Origin of the sequence: Pseudomonas sp. SWRI50 (genome assembly GCF_014269095.1) — a bacterium.
GTDB lineage: Bacteria > Pseudomonadota > Gammaproteobacteria > Pseudomonadales > Pseudomonadaceae > Aquipseudomonas > Aquipseudomonas kermanshahensis.
In genome coordinates, this window is the sequence record NZ_JABWRW010000029.1 from 1 (window position 1) to 17,764 (window position 17,764).

At 60.9% G+C, this 17,764-nt stretch carries 16 protein-coding genes; 8 read left to right on the forward strand and 8 right to left on the reverse strand.

Going from position 1 to position 17,764, the window contains the following annotated elements; all coding sequences use genetic code 11:
* Positions 1-75: 75 nt before the first annotated feature.
* The 4 genes from HU750_RS23240 (at position 76) to HU750_RS23255 (ending at position 3,816) form a co-directional block, all read left to right on the forward strand.
* Positions 76-1,017, forward strand: a complete 942-nt coding sequence (locus HU750_RS23240) for an EamA family transporter (protein WP_186682628.1) — start codon at positions 76-78, stop codon at positions 1,015-1,017.
* A 41-nt stretch (positions 1,018-1,058) separates the two neighbouring features.
* Positions 1,059-1,397: an FKBP-type peptidyl-prolyl cis-trans isomerase gene (locus HU750_RS23245; protein WP_027592986.1), complete on the forward strand. Its 339-nt coding sequence runs from the start codon at positions 1,059-1,061 to the stop codon at positions 1,395-1,397.
* Between the two features lie 517 nt (positions 1,398-1,914).
* On the forward strand, positions 1,915-2,577 hold the full coding sequence (locus HU750_RS23250; protein WP_186682630.1) for a histidine phosphatase family protein: 663 nt from the start codon (positions 1,915-1,917) through the stop codon (positions 2,575-2,577).
* A 45-nt stretch (positions 2,578-2,622) separates the two neighbouring features.
* Positions 2,623-3,816 (forward strand): D-amino acid dehydrogenase, encoded by a 1,194-nt coding sequence (locus HU750_RS23255; RefSeq protein WP_186682632.1) that lies wholly within the window; start codon positions 2,623-2,625, stop codon positions 3,814-3,816.
* A gap of 115 nt (positions 3,817-3,931) precedes the next feature.
* Here the strand turns inward: HU750_RS23255 and HU750_RS23260 are convergent, their stop codons facing one another.
* The 3 genes from HU750_RS23260 to HU750_RS23270 all read right to left on the reverse strand — a co-directional run bounded on the left by HU750_RS23260 (position 3,932) and on the right by HU750_RS23270 (position 7,118).
* The gene (locus HU750_RS23260; protein WP_027592983.1) at positions 3,932-4,660 is read right to left on the reverse strand and encodes an aspartate/glutamate racemase family protein; all 729 of its coding nucleotides are present in this window, start codon (positions 4,658-4,660) and stop codon (positions 3,932-3,934) included.
* Positions 4,661-4,676: 16 nt separating this feature from the next.
* Positions 4,677-6,209: an NCS1 family nucleobase:cation symporter-1 gene (locus tag HU750_RS23265; RefSeq protein ID WP_085272517.1), complete on the reverse strand. Its 1,533-nt coding sequence runs from the start codon at positions 6,207-6,209 to the stop codon at positions 4,677-4,679.
* A 471-nt stretch (positions 6,210-6,680) separates the two neighbouring features.
* Entirely contained in the window at positions 6,681-7,118 is a 438-nt protein-coding gene (locus tag HU750_RS23270) for an Lrp/AsnC family transcriptional regulator (protein WP_027592981.1), read from the reverse strand.
* A gap of 133 nt (positions 7,119-7,251) precedes the next feature.
* On the opposite strand from HU750_RS23270, the gene HU750_RS23275 reads away from it, so the two are divergent.
* Both HU750_RS23275 and HU750_RS23280 read left to right on the forward strand, forming a co-directional pair.
* Positions 7,252-8,148: a DMT family transporter gene (locus tag HU750_RS23275; protein ID WP_186682634.1), complete on the forward strand. Its 897-nt coding sequence runs from the start codon at positions 7,252-7,254 to the stop codon at positions 8,146-8,148.
* A gap of 146 nt (positions 8,149-8,294) precedes the next feature.
* A complete protein-coding gene (locus tag HU750_RS23280; RefSeq protein WP_186682636.1) occupies positions 8,295-9,221 on the forward strand; it encodes a class I SAM-dependent methyltransferase in 927 nt (308 codons plus the stop codon).
* Positions 9,222-9,279: 58 nt separating this feature from the next.
* Here the strand turns inward: HU750_RS23280 and HU750_RS23285 are convergent, their stop codons facing one another.
* The 3 genes from HU750_RS23285 to HU750_RS23295 form a co-directional block, all read right to left on the reverse strand.
* Positions 9,280-11,304 (reverse strand): mechanosensitive ion channel domain-containing protein, encoded by a 2,025-nt coding sequence (locus HU750_RS23285; RefSeq protein ID WP_186682657.1) that lies wholly within the window; start codon positions 11,302-11,304, stop codon positions 9,280-9,282.
* Between the two features lie 93 nt (positions 11,305-11,397).
* Positions 11,398-12,600, reverse strand: coding sequence for an alginate lyase family protein (locus HU750_RS23290; RefSeq protein ID WP_186682659.1), 1,203 nt, complete (start codon positions 12,598-12,600; stop codon positions 11,398-11,400).
* 103 nt (positions 12,601-12,703) lie between these two features.
* The gene (locus HU750_RS23295) at positions 12,704-13,702 is read right to left on the reverse strand and encodes a sulfate ABC transporter substrate-binding protein (protein WP_085272522.1); all 999 of its coding nucleotides are present in this window, start codon (positions 13,700-13,702) and stop codon (positions 12,704-12,706) included.
* Between the two features lie 217 nt (positions 13,703-13,919).
* Between HU750_RS23295 and HU750_RS23300 the strand changes: the two genes are divergently transcribed.
* On the forward strand, positions 13,920-14,921 hold the full coding sequence (locus HU750_RS23300; RefSeq protein ID WP_186682661.1) for an RHS repeat-associated core domain-containing protein: 1,002 nt from the start codon (positions 13,920-13,922) through the stop codon (positions 14,919-14,921).
* A 57-nt stretch (positions 14,922-14,978) separates the two neighbouring features.
* Here the strand turns inward: HU750_RS23300 and HU750_RS23305 are convergent, their stop codons facing one another.
* Positions 14,979-15,800 carry an ion transporter gene (locus tag HU750_RS23305; protein ID WP_186682663.1) on the reverse strand — a complete coding sequence of 274 codons (822 nt, stop codon included), beginning with the start codon at positions 15,798-15,800 and terminating at the stop codon, positions 14,979-14,981.
* 144 nt (positions 15,801-15,944) lie between these two features.
* On the opposite strand from HU750_RS23305, the gene HU750_RS23310 reads away from it, so the two are divergent.
* Complete coding sequence (locus tag HU750_RS23310; protein ID WP_238348826.1) at positions 15,945-16,685, forward strand: RHS repeat-associated core domain-containing protein; 741 nt, start codon at positions 15,945-15,947, stop codon at positions 16,683-16,685.
* A gap of 46 nt (positions 16,686-16,731) precedes the next feature.
* Here HU750_RS23310 and HU750_RS23315 read toward each other — a convergent pair whose 3' ends face one another.
* On the reverse strand, positions 16,732-17,607 hold the full coding sequence (locus tag HU750_RS23315; protein ID WP_186682667.1) for an urea transporter: 876 nt from the start codon (positions 17,605-17,607) through the stop codon (positions 16,732-16,734).
* Between the last annotated feature and the right edge of the window lie 157 nt (positions 17,608-17,764).

Here is a 17,764-nt window from a genome sequence, read left to right on the forward strand (position 1 = left end):
CCCCCATCCCCCAAATCATTGCCTCCCCCCCGCACAACCAGTAGCCTGCGCCCAATTCAAACGAGGATCGCAGACGTGAGACGCGGTGTGATGTACGCCGGCATGGCCGGTGCGTTGTGGGGCATGGTGTTGATGGTCCCTGAGCTGCTGCCCGAGTTCAACCCGATGCTGCTGAGCAGCGTGCGCTATGCCATGGTCGGGGTCATCTCGTTGCTGCTGGCACTGCCCATGGCCCGGCAGCTGCGTCAGCTGACCCTGCACGACGCGTGGATGCTGCTACGCCTGGCCGTCATCGGCAACCTGGTCTATTTCGTTTTCCTGGTGGCCGCCATCCAGCGTCTAGGCGTGGCGCCGGCTTCGCTGATTGTCGGCGTACTGCCGCTGACCATCACCCTGTACGGTCGCAACGACAGTGGCGCGGTACCGCTGGCGCGGTTGATCGGCCCATTGGCGCTGATCCTGGCGGGCATGCTGTGCATCAACCTGCAGACGTTCGCCTTCGCCCCCGGCGACATCGGCGACAAGCTCCTGGGCCTGTTCTACGCATTGGCCGCCCTGGCCTGCTGGACTTGGTACGCGGTACAGAACAGCCGTTACCTCAAACAATGCGGGCATTTCGACAGCCATCAGTGGTCGGTGCTGTGTGGGGTGATGACCGGGCTGGCCAGCCTGGTGATGGTCGCAGCCCTGGCCCTGTGGCAGCCGCAACAGTTGCAGGTGGACGCGCCGATGGCGCGCTGGTGGTTGTTCTGGGCGGCCAGCCTGGGCTGCGCGGTGCTGGGTTCGTGGTTGGCCATGGCGCTGTGGAACGCTGCCTCCAAACGCCTGCCACTCACCCTGAGCGGCCAACTGATCGTCTTCGAAACCTTGTTCGCCCTGCTTTACGCTTTCCTTTGGCGGCAGACCGGGCCGAGCGTGCTAGAGGCGGCAGCGATCATTCTGGTGATTGGCGGCGTGCTGTGGTCCATGCGCCAGCACGGAACGCCGCGAGAACTTGCCAAACCGGTGCATACCTGAGAAAAGGGCGACTTTGATTTTTTCAGCGTTGGAGCATGCCCATGAGCAGCGAACTGCAGATCATCGACCTCGTCGAAGGCGACGGTAAAGCCGCCGTCAAAGGCGCCCTGATCACCACCCAGTACACCGGCTGGCTGGCCGACGGCAGCACGTTCGATTCATCCTGGTCGCGCGGCAAACCCTTCCAGTGCGTGATCGGCACGGGGCGCGTGATCAAAGGGTGGGACCAAGGCTTGATGGGCATGCGCGTCGGCGGCAAACGCAAACTGCAGGTGCCGGCGCACCTGGGGTATGGCGAGCGCAGTGTGGGGGCGATACCGCCGAATTCGGATTTGACGTTTGAGATCGAGCTGCTGGAAGTGCTGACGCGGGATGATTGAGATATTGATGAGTTTTTGCGGGTGTATGCCTTGAGGTTTGCAGTGCCTACGAGATCGAGCGCCGCCCGCGCGGCGCTTCGCAGCACAAGGCTGCTCCTACATTTGTTTCGGGCCAGTCACGCTTGCACCCTAGCGCGCGACCGCCTTGTTTGTCCGACTCGATATTGAGACGGGCACAAAGGGGCCGCGCGCCAATCTCACAGGACTAATTGGCCTGAAACCGATGTAGGAGCAGCCTTGTGCTGCGAAGCGCCGCGCGGGCGGCGGTCGGTCTCGTAGGCGCCAGATCATTCACGCCATACATACAGGGTATACATAATTCAGCAACACACATCCTCTAACGTTGGCCTTGCCTAGGGAACGGCAATCACGCTCAGGGAGGAACCAAACGGGTTGACGGCACTCTGACCCTCACTCGTTGCCAGGGATGGCACTCACTACAAGGACGCCCTGCGGCTGCGACGCAGGGCAACGTGGCGGGTCAACCCGATTTTCTCTGCCACAAGAGCCTGCCTTGATGAAGTTGCCAACCTTTCTCCGCCGTCGTCGCCACTTGCTGTTGAGCCTGGCGCTCACGGCTGTGGCCATACCGCTGGCGTTGGATGCTGTCGAAAGCCGTGCGCAGCCGGTCGATGGCACCCAGACCCTGGTCTTCCTGCGCCACGCCGAGAAACCGGGCGAGGGGCTCGGGCAACTGAACTGCCAAGGCCTCAACCGGGCATTGGACCTGGCCACGTTGCTGCCAGAACGTTTTGGCAATGCCGACTACGTGTTCGCCGCCAACCCATCGCGGCATGTCGAGGAAGGCAGCAAGGACCAGAGCTACAGCTATATCCGCCCATTGATGACCATCACCCCCAGCGCCATCCGCCAGGGGCTGCCGGTGAACATCGACTACGGTGCCAACGACACCGACGCACTGGCCGAGGAGTTGCTAAGCGACAAATACCGCAACGCGACGGTCTACACCGCTTGGTCCCACGGCTACCTGCCAGAGCTCATCAATACCGTGGCTGGCAAGGCCCTGGGCGAGGAGCGGGTGATTACCGAGGACTGGAACGGCGACGATTTCGACACCCTGTATGTGCTCACGCTGACCTGGCACGACGGCAAGGCCAGCCTGCTCAGCCGCAATGTGCGGCAGGGCCTCAATGACGGTGCCCATAGCTGTCCGAGCTGATGCGCTGCTACTGTGTGGGCAAGGAAGCCGAAACAGGGGCCACGCATGAAGCACGAGGTGACGGTCATTGGAGGGGGTGTCATTGGCCTGGCGACGGCCTATGCGCTGGTGCGCGAAGGGCTGTCGGTAGCGCTGATCGAGGCGCGTGACAGCCTGGCGTCTGCCACCAGTTTCGCCAATGGCGGGCAGTTGTCATACCGCTATGTGGCGCCATTGGCCGATGCCGGTGTGCCGTGGCAGGCACTGGGCTGGATGCTGCAGGGGGATTCGCCGCTGCGTTTGCGGTTGCGATTCGACCCGGCGCAGTGGCGTTGGTTACTGGCGTTCATGATGGCCTGTCGCAGCCGTGTCAATGCTCGCAATGGCGCACAACTGCTGGCGTTGGCGCTGGAAAGCCAAGCCGCCCTGGCGCGCTGGCGCGAGGAGGATGAGCTGACGGATTTTGCCTGGCGGCGTAACGGCAAGCTGGTCGCCTTTCGCAGTGAGCGGGCGTTCAACCAAGGGCGCAGGCGCCTGCTCGATCCAATCAACCAACGCGTGCTCGATGCCGCCGAGCTCAAAGCCCTGGAGCCGGCCTTGGCCGGGGGGCCGTTCGTGGGGGGCGTGCTCACACCTGATGAGGAAGTCGCCGACTGTCACCGCTTCTGTGTACGCCTGGCCGAGCGTTTGCGCGCATCCGGGCAGTGCCAGTTTTTGCTCGGTAAGCCAGTGACTCAGCTGGTCGCACATCACGATCGGGTGGTTGCGTTGCAATTGGGCAGCGAGCAGGTGGATGTGCAGCGCCTGGTGCTGTGTGCGGGTCATCGCAGTGCGGGGTTGGCGCTACCGGGTTTGAAGTTGCCGGTCTATCCGCTGAAGGGCTACAGCCTGACTGCGCCGATTGCCCCTGAGCATCGGGCGCCGGAGGTCAGTGTTACCGACTACGAGCGCAAGATCGTCTATGCGCGCCTGGACCGCCAGCTGCGGGTTGCGGCGATGGTGGATATCGTCGGTTACGATGAATCGGTGGATGCGCGCCGACTCGACAGCATGCGCCGGCTGGCGCTGGATACGCTGCCCAACGCCGCCGACTACGGGCAGGCGGTGGAATGGGCGGGGATGCGGCCAGCGACGCCTACCGGGGTGCCGATCATTGGGGCGACGGCGTATCGGAACCTGTGGCTGAACCTGGGGCATGGGGCACTGGGTTTTACGTTGGCCTGTGGCAGTGGGGAGCGGTTGGCCAGGATATTGCGCTGAGTGTACCGGCCTCTTCGCGGGTGAACCCGCTCCTACAGGGGCCGCGCAGTGCCTGAACACAGCGCTGAACCTGTGCGACTTTAGCCGCGAAGAGGTCGGTAAACACGAAGTAGCGTTAACGCCCGAAGCGCATCGGCCAGCCCACCACTTTCTTCACCCTCGGTGTGGCGTAGGTCCGCACCTTCGACGTACTCAACCCCATCCGCACCAGCGACTCGGCAATGGTCACCGCCGCACTTACACCGTCCACCACCGGCACGCCGGTGCGTTGACGGATCTGCTCATCCAGCCCCGCCATGCCTCCGCAACCCAGGCAGATCACCTCGGCCTTGTCGTCGCGCACAGCGCGCTCGGCCTGCTCGACGATGGCTTCCACGGCACGCTGCGGGTCGGCCTCCAGTTCGAGCACGGCCAGGCCACTGGCGCGCACCGACGCGCAGCGGTCGTACAGGCCGGAAAGCCGCAAGCGGTCTTCGATCAAAGGCACGGTGCGGTCCAGGGTGGTCACCACCGAGTAGGCGTGGCCCAGGTACATGGCCGTGCTGGCGGCGGCATCGGTGATGTCCACCACGGGGACGTTCAGCAGCTCTTGCAGGCCTTCGCGGCCGTGCTCACCGTAGCCGGCCTGAATCACTGCATCGTAGGGCCCATCGTAGGCCAGCACCCGGTCCATCACCGCGATGGCCGCCAGGTAGCTTTCAAAGTTGCCCTCCACCGACTCGGCGCCAAACCACGGGGTCAGGCCGATGATTTCGGTACCTGGCGCGGCAACGGCGCGCGCCTGCTCGGCGATGGCCTCGGTGATGGCTTCGGTGGTGTTGACGTTGGCAATCAGAATACGCATGGACAGTTCTCCCTGATCAGTGGCTGCTGTGGTCAACGGCGATGCACTCACCGCTGACATCCAGGTAGTGGCGGTTGCGTGGCGCGATCAGCAGGTAAAGGGCCGCGGCGATGCCGGCACCGATCAGCCAGGAGAACGGCGCCACGCTATGGAAGTTGGGTACCAGGGCGAGCACGATGGCCAGCAGTGCGGCCGGCACGAAGGCGGCCACGGCGCGCAGGTTGATGCCCTTGGTGTAGTGATAGGCGCCGGCCGGGTCTTCGCTGTACAGCTGCGGCACGTTGATGCAGCCTTTGCGCAGCAACCAGTAGTCGGCCATGATCACCCCGTACAGCGGGCCGAGCAGGGCGCCCAGGCCTGACAGGAAGTACACGATCACCAGCGGGCTGTTGTACAGGTTCCAGGGCAGGATCAGCACGGCGAGGGTGGCGCTGATCAGCCCCGCGCGACGGAAGTTCAGGTGGCGTGGCGCCAGGTTGCTGAGCACGAAGGCTGGGGCGACGAAGTTGGCCATGATATTCACGGCCACCGTGACGATCAGGAAGGCCAGGCAACCCAGGACCAGGAAGGGGGTGTTGGGGATGCTGGCGACGATCTGCGTCGGGCTGTCGATGATCTGGCCGTTGATCTGGAACTGCGCGCCGCACAGCACCACGGTGATCATCGCGAACACCAGGATATTCACCGGCAAGCCCCAGAAGTTGCCGACGCGGATGGTCTTGCGGCAGGGCGAAGAGCGGGCGAAGTCGCAGAAGTTGAGCACCAGGGTGCCGTAGATCGCCAACCACAGGGCACCGCCCGCGAAGATGTTGCGCCACATCTCGTAACCGGTCAGCGGCGCCGCCACCGACCAGGCGATACGCGCGTCGGCCTTGAAGTACATGAACACCGCCAGGCTGGCGACGGTGAGCAGGATCACCGGGCCGGCGAAGGCCTCGTAGCGGCGTACCATCTCCATGCCGTAGGCGAGGATCACCAACTGCACCAGCCAGATCGCCACGAAGCAGACCCAGCCCAGGCTCGACAGGCCAAGGATGCTGTCCTGGTCGTGGACGGCCAGTTGCGGCCATACGGCGGTCAGCAGCACGCGCAGCACGACCGAGGCCAGGTAGGTTTGGATGCCGAACCAGGCAATGGCAATGACCGCGCGGATCAACGCCGGTATTTGCGCGCCATGGATACCGAAGGCAATGCGGCTGATGACCGGAAACGGTACGCCGGTCTTTTGCCCCATGTAACCGGACAGGTTCATGAAGAAGTACACCAGCGCCGCACCAATGGCCAGCGACACCAGTATCTGCCAGCCGCCCAGCCCGAGGGCGAACAGCCCCATGGCGAACGAGTAGTTGGCGATGTTGTGCACATCGTTGGTCCATAACGCAAAGATGCTGTAACCGCCCCAGCGCCGACCTTCGGCGCGTGTCGGGGCGAGGTCGCGGTTGTGCAGGCGTGGGCTCAGTTCAAGTGCTGGCGCAGGGCCGGCAAGTGTGGAGATGGGGTTGCTGCTGGCGACGGAAAGTTCAGGGGCAAGGTCGAGGCTTGTACGCATTCCGGCAGGCTCCTGATGCACGTGGACTGCGATGAGCGGGCAATGCGCACGGGCTCGCCATCTCGTCGGTGCAGCGTCGGCATCACTGGGTTCTGGGCGCGGCGGCCGACGGGTAGGGCGGCGTCGCGGGTTCTTGTGTATTTATGTTTTGCCTAACTTGTATACAAAACACGAACACACAAAAGCGAGTTCCATGCCAGCCGAAAAGCGACGTTCAAGTTTCCATTGTTTTGAAATCGTCTTGTTTAACGCTAACTAAATGAAATTAAGGAAATAAAATTTGACCAATTAAACAGCTTTTATTTTTTGATCGTTATATTAGTTGATCAATTGGTCAAAATAAGTAGCGCGGAGGGTGTAACGTATTGGGGCACGGTTGAGAAAAGTGCACACAAAAATGGCACCTATAGTGACATTTATGTGTACAAAAAATAGTCAGCTTTTGCCTATGCCGACCACTTAGAGGTAGGTTCAGCCCATCGGCGGCAGGCGTCGCTTCACCGGGCTCTTCTTGATGATCGCGGTGTTGGTTTCGGCCAGCACATTGATCCGGTCGAGCAGGGTGTCAAGCTGTTCCATCGAGCGCACATGCAAACGCGCAATGAAGCAGTCCTCGCCGGTCACCTTGTCGCATTCGGTGAATTCAGGGATCGCAATGATCTGCCGCTCCACTTCCTGCAACTGCCCCGGCAGCGGGCGGATACGCACGATCGCCTGCAACTGGTAACCAAAACTGCGTGGGTCGACATCCACGGTGTAACCGCGCAAGACGCCGCGTTCTTCCAGGCGGCGCAAGCGCTCGCTGACGCTGGGGGCAGACAAGCCACTGATCTGCGCCAGGGCCTTGAGTGAGCGCCGCGAGTCTTCCATCAACGCGTTGATCAGCAGTTGGTCGATAGCATCGGTCATGCGTAACCTCATCAGGCTATTCGGGTGATTTGCCTTGATAGTAAAGGCAAGCTGGCGGATGCGCCTTTGATATCCGCTGGAAGGTCCCCCGTCACCCTTTGCATACTGTTGCCATTATCAACGGAGGTGTGAGATGGACAGTTCATTGCGCCGTGGCTCGCTGGAAATGGTCGCTGCCATGCTGATTTCCGGGACTATCGGCTGGTTCGTGCTGGTGTCGGGCCAGCCAGTACTCGACGTGGTGTTCTGGCGATGCGTGTTCGGTACGGGCACGTTGCTGGTGATCTGCGCGGCCTTGGGCTTTCTCAAACCGGGTGTGATCGGCCGCACGGCGTTTCTGCTGGCGATTGCTAGCGGTGTGGCCATCGTCGGCAACTGGGTGTTGCTGTTTGCCTCTTATTCACGCGCTTCGATCGCCATCGGCACCGCCGTTTACAACGTCCAACCGTTCATGCTGGTGGGCCTGGCGGCTGTGTTTCTGGGCGAAAAGATCACCTTGCCCAAGGTCACCTGGTTGAGCGTTGCCTTCCTGGGCATGCTGGCTATCGTCAGTGCCCACGGCGTGGGGCAGGGCAGTGGCGAGGATTACCTGCTGGGTATTGGCCTGGCGCTGGGCGCGGCGTTTTTGTATGCAATCGCTGCGTTGATCATCAAGCGCCTTAAAGGTACGCCACCGCACCTGATTGCATTGATCCAGGTTGCCACCGGCGTGCTGCTGCTGGCACCGTGGGTCAAGCTGGGTGGGTTGCCGGGTGAGACTTCGGCGCTGGCCAGCCTGGTGACCCTCGGCATCGTTCATACCGGTGTGATGTATGTGTTGCTGTACAGCGCTATTCAGCGCTTGCCTACCGCACTGACTGGCGCGCTGTCGTTCGTTTACCCGATTGCGGCAATTCTTGTCGACTGGGTGGCCTTTGGGCACCGGCTGGCACCGTTGCAATGGCTGGGCGTGGCACTGATTCTGCTGGCAGCGGCGGGGATGCAGCAGGGATGGTGGTTTAGTTCTGCGCGGGTTGCAGCCAAACATTGAGGTGACCTTGCGGGCCTCTTCGCGGGTAACCCGCTACCACAGGTATCGTGCTGTCCTTCGAAGCGGTGCAGTACGGGTGGGAGCGGGTTTACCCGCGAAGAGGCCCGCAAGGGTAGAATGCCGCTTTTTCCAGCTTGCGACCCGCCATGACCTCGCCGATCCAGACCCTTGAGCAACACCTGCTCGCCGCCCTCGACCCCGCCCCACAGGAAACCCGTCGCCTGTTCCACGGCCGTGGCCGCTGCTGGCCGGGCCTTGAGCAGGTGACGGTGGACTGGCTGCAAGGCGTGCTGTCGGTGGCGCTGTTCCGTGAGCCGCCTGAAGGCCAATTGGAAGAGTTGGAGGCCATGCTGAGTAACCTCGCCCAGCGCCCGCAATGGCATGGCCAGGCCATCCTCATCCAGCATCGCTACCTGCCGGACAGCCCCGGCCAATGGCTGTGGGGCGAGCCGTGCCAGCAGCGGGAGGTCGTCGAGGACGGCCTGACTTACCTGCTGGACCTGGGCGTACGTCAGAACAATGGCCTGTTCCTGGACATGCGCTATGGCCGACGCTGGGTACGCGAACAGGCAGCAGGCAAGCGGGTGCTCAACCTGTTTGCCTATACCTGCGGTTTCTCGGTAGCGGCCATTGCGGGTGGGGCGGAGCAGGTAGTGAACCTGGACATGGCCAAGTCGGCGTTGTCCCGTGGGCGAGACAACCACCGGCTCAATGGCCACGATGCGTCACGGGTGGCGTACTTGGGGCATGAGCTGTTCAAGTCCTGGGGCAAGGTGCGCAAGTACGGGCCCTATGACTTGATCATCATCGACCCGCCCACCTTCCAGAAGGGCAGCTTTGTGCTGACCCAGGATTACGCGAAGATTCTGCGGCGGTTGCCGGAGCTGCTGAATGAGGGCGGGACCGTGCTGGCCTGTGTGAACGACCCGGGGATCGGGCCAGAGTTTTTGATCGAAGGCATGGCCGAGCAGGCGCCGGCGTTGGCTTTTGTCGAGCGACTGGAGAACCCGCCGGAGTTTCCTGATGCGGATCCGGCTGGGGGCCTTAAAGCCTTGGTATTCCGGCAGGTTTGAGGCTTGCTTTGCTGGCCCCTTCGCGGGCAAGCCCGCGAAAGGGCCGGTGAAGCCTGCATCACGCTGAAACTCCACGCATAGGCAGCGGATACACCTGGGCAAAGCTCACCTGCTCCGTCTGGTCCACCCGCTTCTTCAGCCGCTCGTTGAACGCGCGGCTCACCGCATACTGCCCACCGGAAATGGTGCGGAACTGCGCCGTCAGCACAAACCCGTTCAAGTCCATGCGGTCGACCCCGAATACCTGCAACGGCCCCTGCAGGTTGATGCGCAGCAGCGGGTCGTCGCTGATTGATTGCCCCACCTCATGGATCAGCGCCAGCGACTGGTCCACATCGCTGTCGTAGGTGAATTGCACCGAGAAAAACGCATAGGCGAACTGCCGCGACTGGTTGGTGACCGCCTTGATCTGGCCAAACGGCACCGAGTGCACAAACCCCTTGCCGTCGCGCAGGCGCAGGGTACGGATGGTCAGGCTTTCGACAGTGCCGGCGTGGCCAGAGTCGAGCACCACCCAGTCGCCGATCGAGATGGTGTCTTCGATCAGGATGAACAGCCCGGTGATCACGTCCTGCACCAGTTGCTGCGAGCCAAAGCCGATGGCCAGGCCGATCACCCCGGCACCGGCCAGCAGCGGCGCGACGTTGATGCCCAGGTTGGCCATGGTGGTGATGGTGCAGATGACGATCAGCACCACTTTGATGGCATTGCGCAGCATGGGCAGGATGGTCCGCACCCGCGTGCTCGGCTGGCGCGCGGTACGGCGCCCGGGCGCTGGTTTGAGTGCTTCCTGGATAGCGGTGTCGAGCACCACCCAGAGCAGCCAGGTGACCAGCAGGATCAGGCCGATGCTCGACAGCGAATTGCTGATGGCCTGGCCCAGGCGGTTGCTCAGGGCGAAGCCGATGACCGAGACGCCCCAGATACGCCCCAGCAGTTCGATGAAGGCCACCGCCATGGCAATGCGCAGCAGCGCGTGGGCCAGGCTGCGCAGCAGTTCCTTGTAAGGCCGTACCCGTTGCCCAGCATCGGCTTCGCGGGGCGCCAACAGGTGTTGCAGCAAAGTACTGAGAAACAGCGTGGACACCAGCAGCACCGTGGTCAGCAAGGCTTTTTGCAGCGCCTTCTGGCTTTCTTCGCCAGCGCCGATCAGGTGAATGGCCGAGACCAGAATCATCAGCAGGATTGGCAAATACCACACTACCGAGAAGATGCGCAGGGTTTCCTGCACCGCCCGGTGTTGCAGGCGGTCCTTGAAGGCGCGGTTGCGGATCAGGTGGGCAACCGGGCGGCGCAGGCGAATCACCAGGCTGGCAAAGATGACCGTGGCGGTGAGGCCGGTGAGTACCGCGATGCTGGCGGTGATGTTGCCGCCTAACTGGCGGGCGATCTGCGGGCTGGTCAGCGCATCGCTCCAGGCGGCCAGGAAGCCGATCAGGAACAGCGGACGCGGTGCCAGGCGTTTGATCACTGCCACGGCCGAACGTTTGTGGCCCGCGTCGAACAGGGTGACCAGGCACAGGATGATCGAGGTAGAGAACAGGCCGCTGCTGGTGGCGTACGACAGGCTCAGGCCCAGGGCGCGGGCGATCGATGGGTCGAGAAAGCGGCTGACATACAAGGTCAGCGGCAAGCTGGCCAGGGCGGGAAGCGTATAGGGCAGCAGGTAGCCGAGCAGGCTGCTGGCACGTGGGCGTTCGCGCAACCATGCCGTGCGGGCGCTGCGCGTGGCGCCCCAGCGGCCAAGGGTGGTGAGCGCTGCGAAGGCCGCGGCCCAAGTGAATGTCAGCAGGATGAAGTTACCTGCCAGGGTGAGCGAGTCACTGGCCGAATGGCGATCGACCAGGCGTTCCACTTCCTTGGCTGCACGGTCAGTGCGCAGGCGCCAGGCGTCGACCAAGTGGGCATCCAGGTCAAGCTCCTGGGCGGCACTGTCCAGGCCGTCGGCCAAGGCACCGAGCAGGCCGCCCTGAAGTACCGGCTCCGGTTCGGCAGGTTGTGCGTCGGTGGGGGCGGGGTCGGCCGCCAGCAGGTGGGTGCTCAGCAGGCAGCCGAGCAGCAGGGTGGTGAGGTAGCGCAGCACTGGAGTACTCCTTGGGCCGGGATGAGCGGGGCAGGGTTACTCCAGAAACTGAGCCGTTCAGCGGTGCGAAAGTTCGATGTGCGTGTGCTGGGGTCAGCGATTGCCTTGCAGCGAGCCCGTCAGCCCATGGGTGAGCGTTTCCCAGCGCAGGTGAAACGCGCCCACTTGTGGGCGTATTTTTGCCAGAAATGTTTGCGTCTCGGGCAGGTTGACCCCTTTGCGCAGTGCGTAATGGTTGTAGGCAATTTCGAAGGTGCCGCTGATGTTCTCGCGGATAGGCCCTTCGCAGAGCGGCTGCGGGATGTTGCCATTCATCTGCGCGCTATGCAGTTCCAGCGCTGCGACGATGCGTTGCTGCTCTTTGCTATACAAATCGACGCCCTGCAGCCTGGCGGTTTCTGCGACATTGATGATGGCTGCCAAGCCCATTGAAGTGTGGGCGAGGTCACGGCAGGTTTCTTGGCTAAGGCCCTTCACGTAGTGGGTGGGAAAGTGCCAGTGGGCCTTGATGCGATCGTCATCGAGCCTGCACCACGGTGCATTGGGCGGCCTGTTATCGTTTTGCTCGTCATAAATATAAGCAGGTACGAGTTGATGCCAACGCCCGATGGCTTCGTCGAATAACGCGCGGTCATCCGTGACGATACCGATATTGGCCATTGCCTCAATCGCGGTGGCATGCCAGTTCTTGTTATGGCACAGCGAGCCAGAGATGAACATCTGCCTGATAGTGGGGAGGTGCTGCTCTGTGAGCATTTTCTTAACCTTCGCCCGTTCATCCGGCAACCAACCGGTGTAGCCTTCATCGACGATTTCAAGGCCCCGGGTAAAGAGTGCGGCGGTCCAGGCAGCTTGCAATGGGCCATTACTTGCCTGATGTCCGCCCGTCAGCGTCGTTGCCCACGCCAGCAGAATGCTTCTGACGTTCGCGGCATATTGAGGATTACCGGTATACGACCACAGCAACGCCTGTGTGTACGTCGCCGCTGCGTCATCCATTTCTTCAAAGCAGCCAACGCGTGGGTTAGTGGAGCCCGAGCCGCATTCAACCTTGGCGAAGGGGGTGGCCTTGTAGTCCTCAGCGGCCCATTTACTGTGCTTGGCTTGCGCAAAGGCATCCTTCCAAGGCTGCGTGTCTAATCGGGCTTTGACGAGATTCAAAAGTGCGGTGTCAACCAGGATGCCAGGGTGGTTCAGTGGCAGACCGACAGTCGGCGAAAGGCTTTGGGAGTTTGCAGAATTGGCCGTGCTGAGGCCTGCAAGGGTGAGGGCGGAGATTAAAAGGAATTTACGCATGGTGAGTGCCTCATTGAGTCATGAGGCCCATGCTGCCAAGTTTCTGAAGTACGGCTACTGCTAGAACTAGCAGTAGCCGTACGGCGAGGACTGTGTTTGTAAGTTACTGCCCGCTGTAGATCTGGTCGAACACACCACCGTCGTTGAAGTGGGTCTTTTGCACGGTACGCCAGTCACCAAAGGTTTTTTCCACCGACAGGAAGTCGACTTTCGGGAAACGGTCGGTGTACTTGGCCAACACCGCCGGATCACGTGGGCGCAGGTAGTTGTTGGCGGCGATTTCCTGTGCCGCTGGCGACCACAGGTACTTCAGGTATTCCTCGGCCACGGCCTGGGTACCTTTTTTCGCCACCACCTTGTCGACCACGCTTACCGGTGGCTCAGCTTCGGCGGACACACTTGGGTAGACCACTTCGAACTGGTCGCGGCCGAATTCGCGGGCGATCATTTCGGCTTCGTTTTCGAAGGTCACCAGCACGTCGCCGATCTGGTTGGTCATGAAGGTGGTGGTTGCGGCGCGGCCACCGGTATCCAGCACGGGCGCCTGTTTGAACAGCTTGCCGACGAAGTCGCGGGCCTTGGTCTCGTCACCGCCTTGCTTGAGCACATAGCCCCACGCCGAGAGGTAGGTGTAACGGCCGTTACCCGAGGTTTTCGGGTTGGGCACGATCACTTGCACGCCATCCTTGAGCAGGTCGGGCCAGTCTTTCAGTGCCTTGGGGTTGCCTTTGCGCACGATGAACACGGTGGCCGAGGTGAACGGCGCGCTGTTGTTCGGCAGGCGGGTGACCCAGTTGTCTGGCACCAACTTGCCGTTGTCGACCAGGGCGTTGATGTCGGTGGCCATGTTCATGGTGATGACATCGGCCGGCAGGCCGTCGATCACCGCGCGCGCTTGCTTGCTCGAGCCGCCGAAGGACATCTGCACATTGACCTTCTCGTTGTGCTCGGCTTCCCAGTGTTTCTGGAAGGCCGGGTTGTAGTCCTTGTAGAAGTCGCGCATCACGTCGTAGGAGACGTTGAGCAGGGTCGGGGCGGCTTGGGCGAGGTTGCCGAGGGCCAGGCCTGCGGCGAGCAGCGAGGCGGTGAAGAGTTTTTTCACTGGGAGCGTTCCTTGTTCTGACTCAAAGGTTGGCGATTAGCCGTCGACTATAGCGGGTGACTGACAGACGGATAAAGAACAAAAAACGCTTTGTTTATGCTGTGAAGTTAGGGCAGCTGACCAATGCTCAATAGGTTTTCGTTTATGACGGGCCAAGGACATGAGTCAACTGTCAAATGTGACAGTGGCAAGGCCTCCACGAAGTAAGTTTAACTGCGTGAAAATACAAGATGAGCATGTCGCTATGTCCTCCAGTCAGAAGCCGTTGAAAGAGCGTAACCGATCACGTTTCTTTGGTCAGGGAGATCGACTTTGCAGTGTGTTGATCGACGGTGACCATCATCGATTGATGAGTGGGAATGCACTGCTCATCGCTCGGCTGGTAACGTGCTCCCCCCCGATGTTGTTGCGCACGAATCACGCAGGGACTGTGACGGGAACACAGGGTAGGGAGGGCGACAAACATCTTTCCTATACCTCTTACGGTTTCAGAGCACCGTTCGGGCAGGGAGCGCTTCCAGGACTCAATGGTGAGTACCTGGATCCAATGACTGGCTGTTACCCACTGGGGCGCGGGAGGCGATTTTTTAGCCCAGCCTTGATGCGCTTTCTGTCATCGGATGTGCTGAGCCCGTTTCATGCTGGTGGGTTGAATGGATACAGCTATTGTGGGGGGGATCCTGTCAATAAGCACGATCCCTCCGGTCACAACGGCGTAATACTGAAAAACTTTCCAGGTATTTCCGAGTTCTTGACGGGGGATCCAAATCGACGAGTCACGGGCGCACTCTTCAACCCGGACACAAAAAAACTGACAGATTTTCGCGTCAAGATGGTTAATGGTGAGGCGCAAATCCGCTTGACTGACTTCGACTATAGCGATCGAACAATGTATGTCAGTGCGGATAGGACAGTATTCATTGATGAGCGTTTCAGTTATCAAGGCTCCTCCGATATCGACCTGATGCCCCTCGTGAAAACTCACCAACGGGATATGTTAGAGAAAGGTTTTGAGCTCAAGACGGTCAATCCTCGCAAAGCAGTTATGACTGAACATGGTCTTGTGGTGCAATCCCACGACATTTACTTGAGTGAACGAGGAGCTGTTGAAACGTCGCAAGCGCCGATTCATCCGCAGGTACCCGCCTCTGGCTCGTCGCGTGAGCCGCAGATGAGTTTTCTAGTGCGCCTCCGAGACAAATTACGGCGAAAAAAGTGAACTCAATGGTCATGGCCGCTTGAGCGAAGTGACTTGCCGCCCTTCGTCACCTAGAGCTCATTGCTTTGGAAACAACGCATTGCCACACCGCGAACAGAAGGCGGCGCTGTGTTCGTGGGATCTCTTACTGCATGTCGGGCAATCATGCTGCAGCTGTTCCCCCCGCATCGCATTGGCCAACTCTGCCGTGAAGATCCCGGTCGGCACCGCAATGATCGAATAACCGGTGATCATCACCAGTGACGACAGCACCTGCCCCAGCGGCGTCTTCGGCACGATATCGCCAAAGCCCACCGTGGTCAGGGTGACAATGGCCCAATAGATGCCTTTGGGAATGCTGGTAAAGCCGTGCTCCGGCCCTTCGATCACGTACATCAAGGTGCCGAACACGGTCACCAGGGTCGAGACAGTGACCAGGAACACGATGATCTTCTGCTTGCTGCCCCGCAGCGCGGCCATCAGGTAGTTGGCCTGCTTAAGGTACTGGCCAAGCTTGAGCACGCGGAAGATCCGCAGCATGCGGATGACCCGGATGATCAGCAGGTATTGCGCGTCGCTGTAATAGAGGGCGATGACCCCGGGGACGATCGCCAGCAGGTCGACCAGGCCGTAGAAGCTGAAGGCGTAGCGCAGGGGCTTGGGCGAGCAGTACAGGCGCGTGAGGTATTCGGCCAGGAAGATCGCGGTGAAGCCCCACTCGATGGCAGCGAGCAGGCCGGCGTAGCCTTGGTGTATTTCGTCGATGCTGTCGAGGATGACGGTGACCAAGCTGGCCAGGATGATCAGCAGCAGGATCTTGTCGAAGCGGCGGCCGGCTACGGTGTCGGTCTGGAAGACGATGACGAAGAGCCGCTCGCGTATTGATTGCGGGGTTTGCATGGCTTGTGATCCGGATACGTAAGCAACAAGCCTAAAAGGTCAGTGTCCGAGGCTGCAACAGGCTGAACTGGCAAAAATGCCAGTTTCAGGGATGTGAGTGTTGGCCGCAGAATGGCGTCAGGCATGGGCGAGTGTGAGACGGTCATGAAAGGGGCAACTGAACTACGGGGCTTGGCAGGGCGGGCGCTGGCATATACCGCTTATGGCTACTTGCGAAAGGTGTCGGGCGCTGCGTTGGGGTTCAATGGTGAGTGGAAGGACGAGCTGCTGCAAGGCTATGCACTGGGCAATGGGCATCGGTTGTATTGCCCTGCACTTATGCGTTTTTTCAGCCCGGATGTGTTGAGCCCGTTCGGTAAGGGGGGGGTCAATACTTATTCCTATTGCCAAGGTGATCCGGTCAATCGCTTAGACCCGACTGGTGGAGCAGGCGTTTCAAAGCGCTCGCCGGGGGGGGCAGAGCGAGTGGCGGTGCACAGGCCTGTAAAAGCGACTAATGATCGAATTTCCCCGGAGTTCAAAAAAGGTCCCGGCAAGTATCAACTTGCGAGCACTGTTTCGCGTGAAGTCGTTGAATATAGCGGTCCTGGCTTTACCGGAGGCTTCAGTGGTGCGCCTGTGAAGGTACGTCCCGTAGGGGCGGCAGCAGGCGTACAGTCACAAGGGCCAACTATTGATGAGCTTGGAGAGTATTGGCAGAACTATTGGCACTGGGAACACAGGCCTGGCACTAAGCCGATGACTCGGGACCAGATGATTCCCAATCATCAGCGGGCCCAGGGCACTCAGATTGCAGATATCGAGTACGGCATGGCGCTTATCAGGGAGCAGGAAGCACGCCGGGAAATAGATATTCAGGTGCTGGCATCCTTTGGTCATTGGTAGGGCACAATAGGCTGACAGCGTCCTGCACATTCGATGTGCTCCGCGTTCAGTTATGTAGACGCCAAATATCCCGACGCAGTAAAAGCTGCCAGAAGTGGTTGCCCGAATGCATCAGCCAGCAGGCCAGTACGAACGGCGCTGTAAGCCCGGCAATGGGCATCAAGTTGAACAGCGGTTGTAGCAACAGTGCCAGGGCAATTGCCAACAACGTCACACAGGGTTTTTCACTCTGGCGGCTGAACGCCAGTGCCGCCAGCGCTGCGTTGAAGCCGTATAGTCCCATCCAGGCCACCTGCGCCTGGTCGATGAGCAGCGCGACGCCGCCCCCGATGGCAGAGCCGATCACGGCCCACATAGCCGCGTAGGGGCTGGCGATGAACATGCCGACGATGATCAGCAGCCCGGCGAATGGATTATCAAGCAGGAAGATCTGGCCGACACCGCGCGCCAGGGCGTACAGCGGGTTTGGCTCGGCAAAGACAGCCGTCGAGGGTTCAGCGATCAGCAAAGCGCCCCAGCCCAACAGCACGAACGGTGCCGTATAGGCGATCAGCAACTTGCCACCGCGCTTGCGCCATTGGTGGGTGATGATGCTCGACAGCCCACCGGCTGCGAGGATCAGCGGCGGCATGATCGCTGACCACGGCAGTACCGCACTGATCAGGATGCCGATCAGTATGCCGTTGTAACAGTACAACCCGGCCTGGCGGTCGGCGCGGTCGTAGCCGCGGCGCTGGGCGGTGAGCAGGCCTGCAAGGGCGCCGAGCAGGGCGCCCCCAACCAGGTTGGGGGCGGTCAGCAGGATGGCCAGCAGGCAGCACAGGCCGCACAGGGGGTTGCGCAGCAGCAGCACCTGGCTGAAGCCGTTGAGCAGCGCCGTGGCCCAGTCGGGGCACGGGTTGACGAAATTTTTGGTGTACATGGGCAGTCAGTGAGGTTGATTGAAAAGCGGTGGGCCTCTTTGGGCCTCGGTTTTCCGCAGGGTTTTTGACGCTGAGCAAGGGGAGGGCTTTGCCCTCCATCGCCGGCAAGCCAGCTCCTACAGGGACCGCGTACGGCCTGTGGGAGCCGGCTTGCCG

What these genes read in the sequence shown, in the direction of transcription:
- HU750_RS23310 (WP_238348826.1), top strand. Translation starts at nt 15,945, where the DNA reads ATGAAAGGGGCAACTGAACTACGGGGCTTGGCAGGGCGGGCGCTGGCA.
- HU750_RS23305 (WP_186682663.1), bottom strand. Translation starts at nt 15,800, where the DNA reads ATGCAAACCCCGCAATCAATACGCGAGCGGCTCTTCGTCATCGTCTTC.
- HU750_RS23315 (WP_186682667.1), bottom strand. Translation starts at nt 17,607, where the DNA reads ATGTACACCAAAAATTTCGTCAACCCGTGCCCCGACTGGGCCACGGCG.
- HU750_RS23250 (WP_186682630.1), top strand. Translation starts at nt 1,915, where the DNA reads ATGAAGTTGCCAACCTTTCTCCGCCGTCGTCGCCACTTGCTGTTGAGC.
- HU750_RS23270 (WP_027592981.1), bottom strand. Translation starts at nt 7,118, where the DNA reads ATGACCGATGCTATCGACCAACTGCTGATCAACGCGTTGATGGAAGAC.
- HU750_RS23280 (WP_186682636.1), top strand. Translation starts at nt 8,295, where the DNA reads ATGACCTCGCCGATCCAGACCCTTGAGCAACACCTGCTCGCCGCCCTC.
- HU750_RS23255 (WP_186682632.1), top strand. Translation starts at nt 2,623, where the DNA reads ATGAAGCACGAGGTGACGGTCATTGGAGGGGGTGTCATTGGCCTGGCG.
- HU750_RS23265 (WP_085272517.1), bottom strand. Translation starts at nt 6,209, where the DNA reads ATGCGTACAAGCCTCGACCTTGCCCCTGAACTTTCCGTCGCCAGCAGC.
- HU750_RS23290 (WP_186682659.1), bottom strand. Translation starts at nt 12,600, where the DNA reads ATGCGTAAATTCCTTTTAATCTCCGCCCTCACCCTTGCAGGCCTCAGC.
- HU750_RS23245 (WP_027592986.1), top strand. Translation starts at nt 1,059, where the DNA reads ATGAGCAGCGAACTGCAGATCATCGACCTCGTCGAAGGCGACGGTAAA.
- HU750_RS23260 (WP_027592983.1), bottom strand. Translation starts at nt 4,660, where the DNA reads ATGCGTATTCTGATTGCCAACGTCAACACCACCGAAGCCATCACCGAG.
- HU750_RS23275 (WP_186682634.1), top strand. Translation starts at nt 7,252, where the DNA reads ATGGACAGTTCATTGCGCCGTGGCTCGCTGGAAATGGTCGCTGCCATG.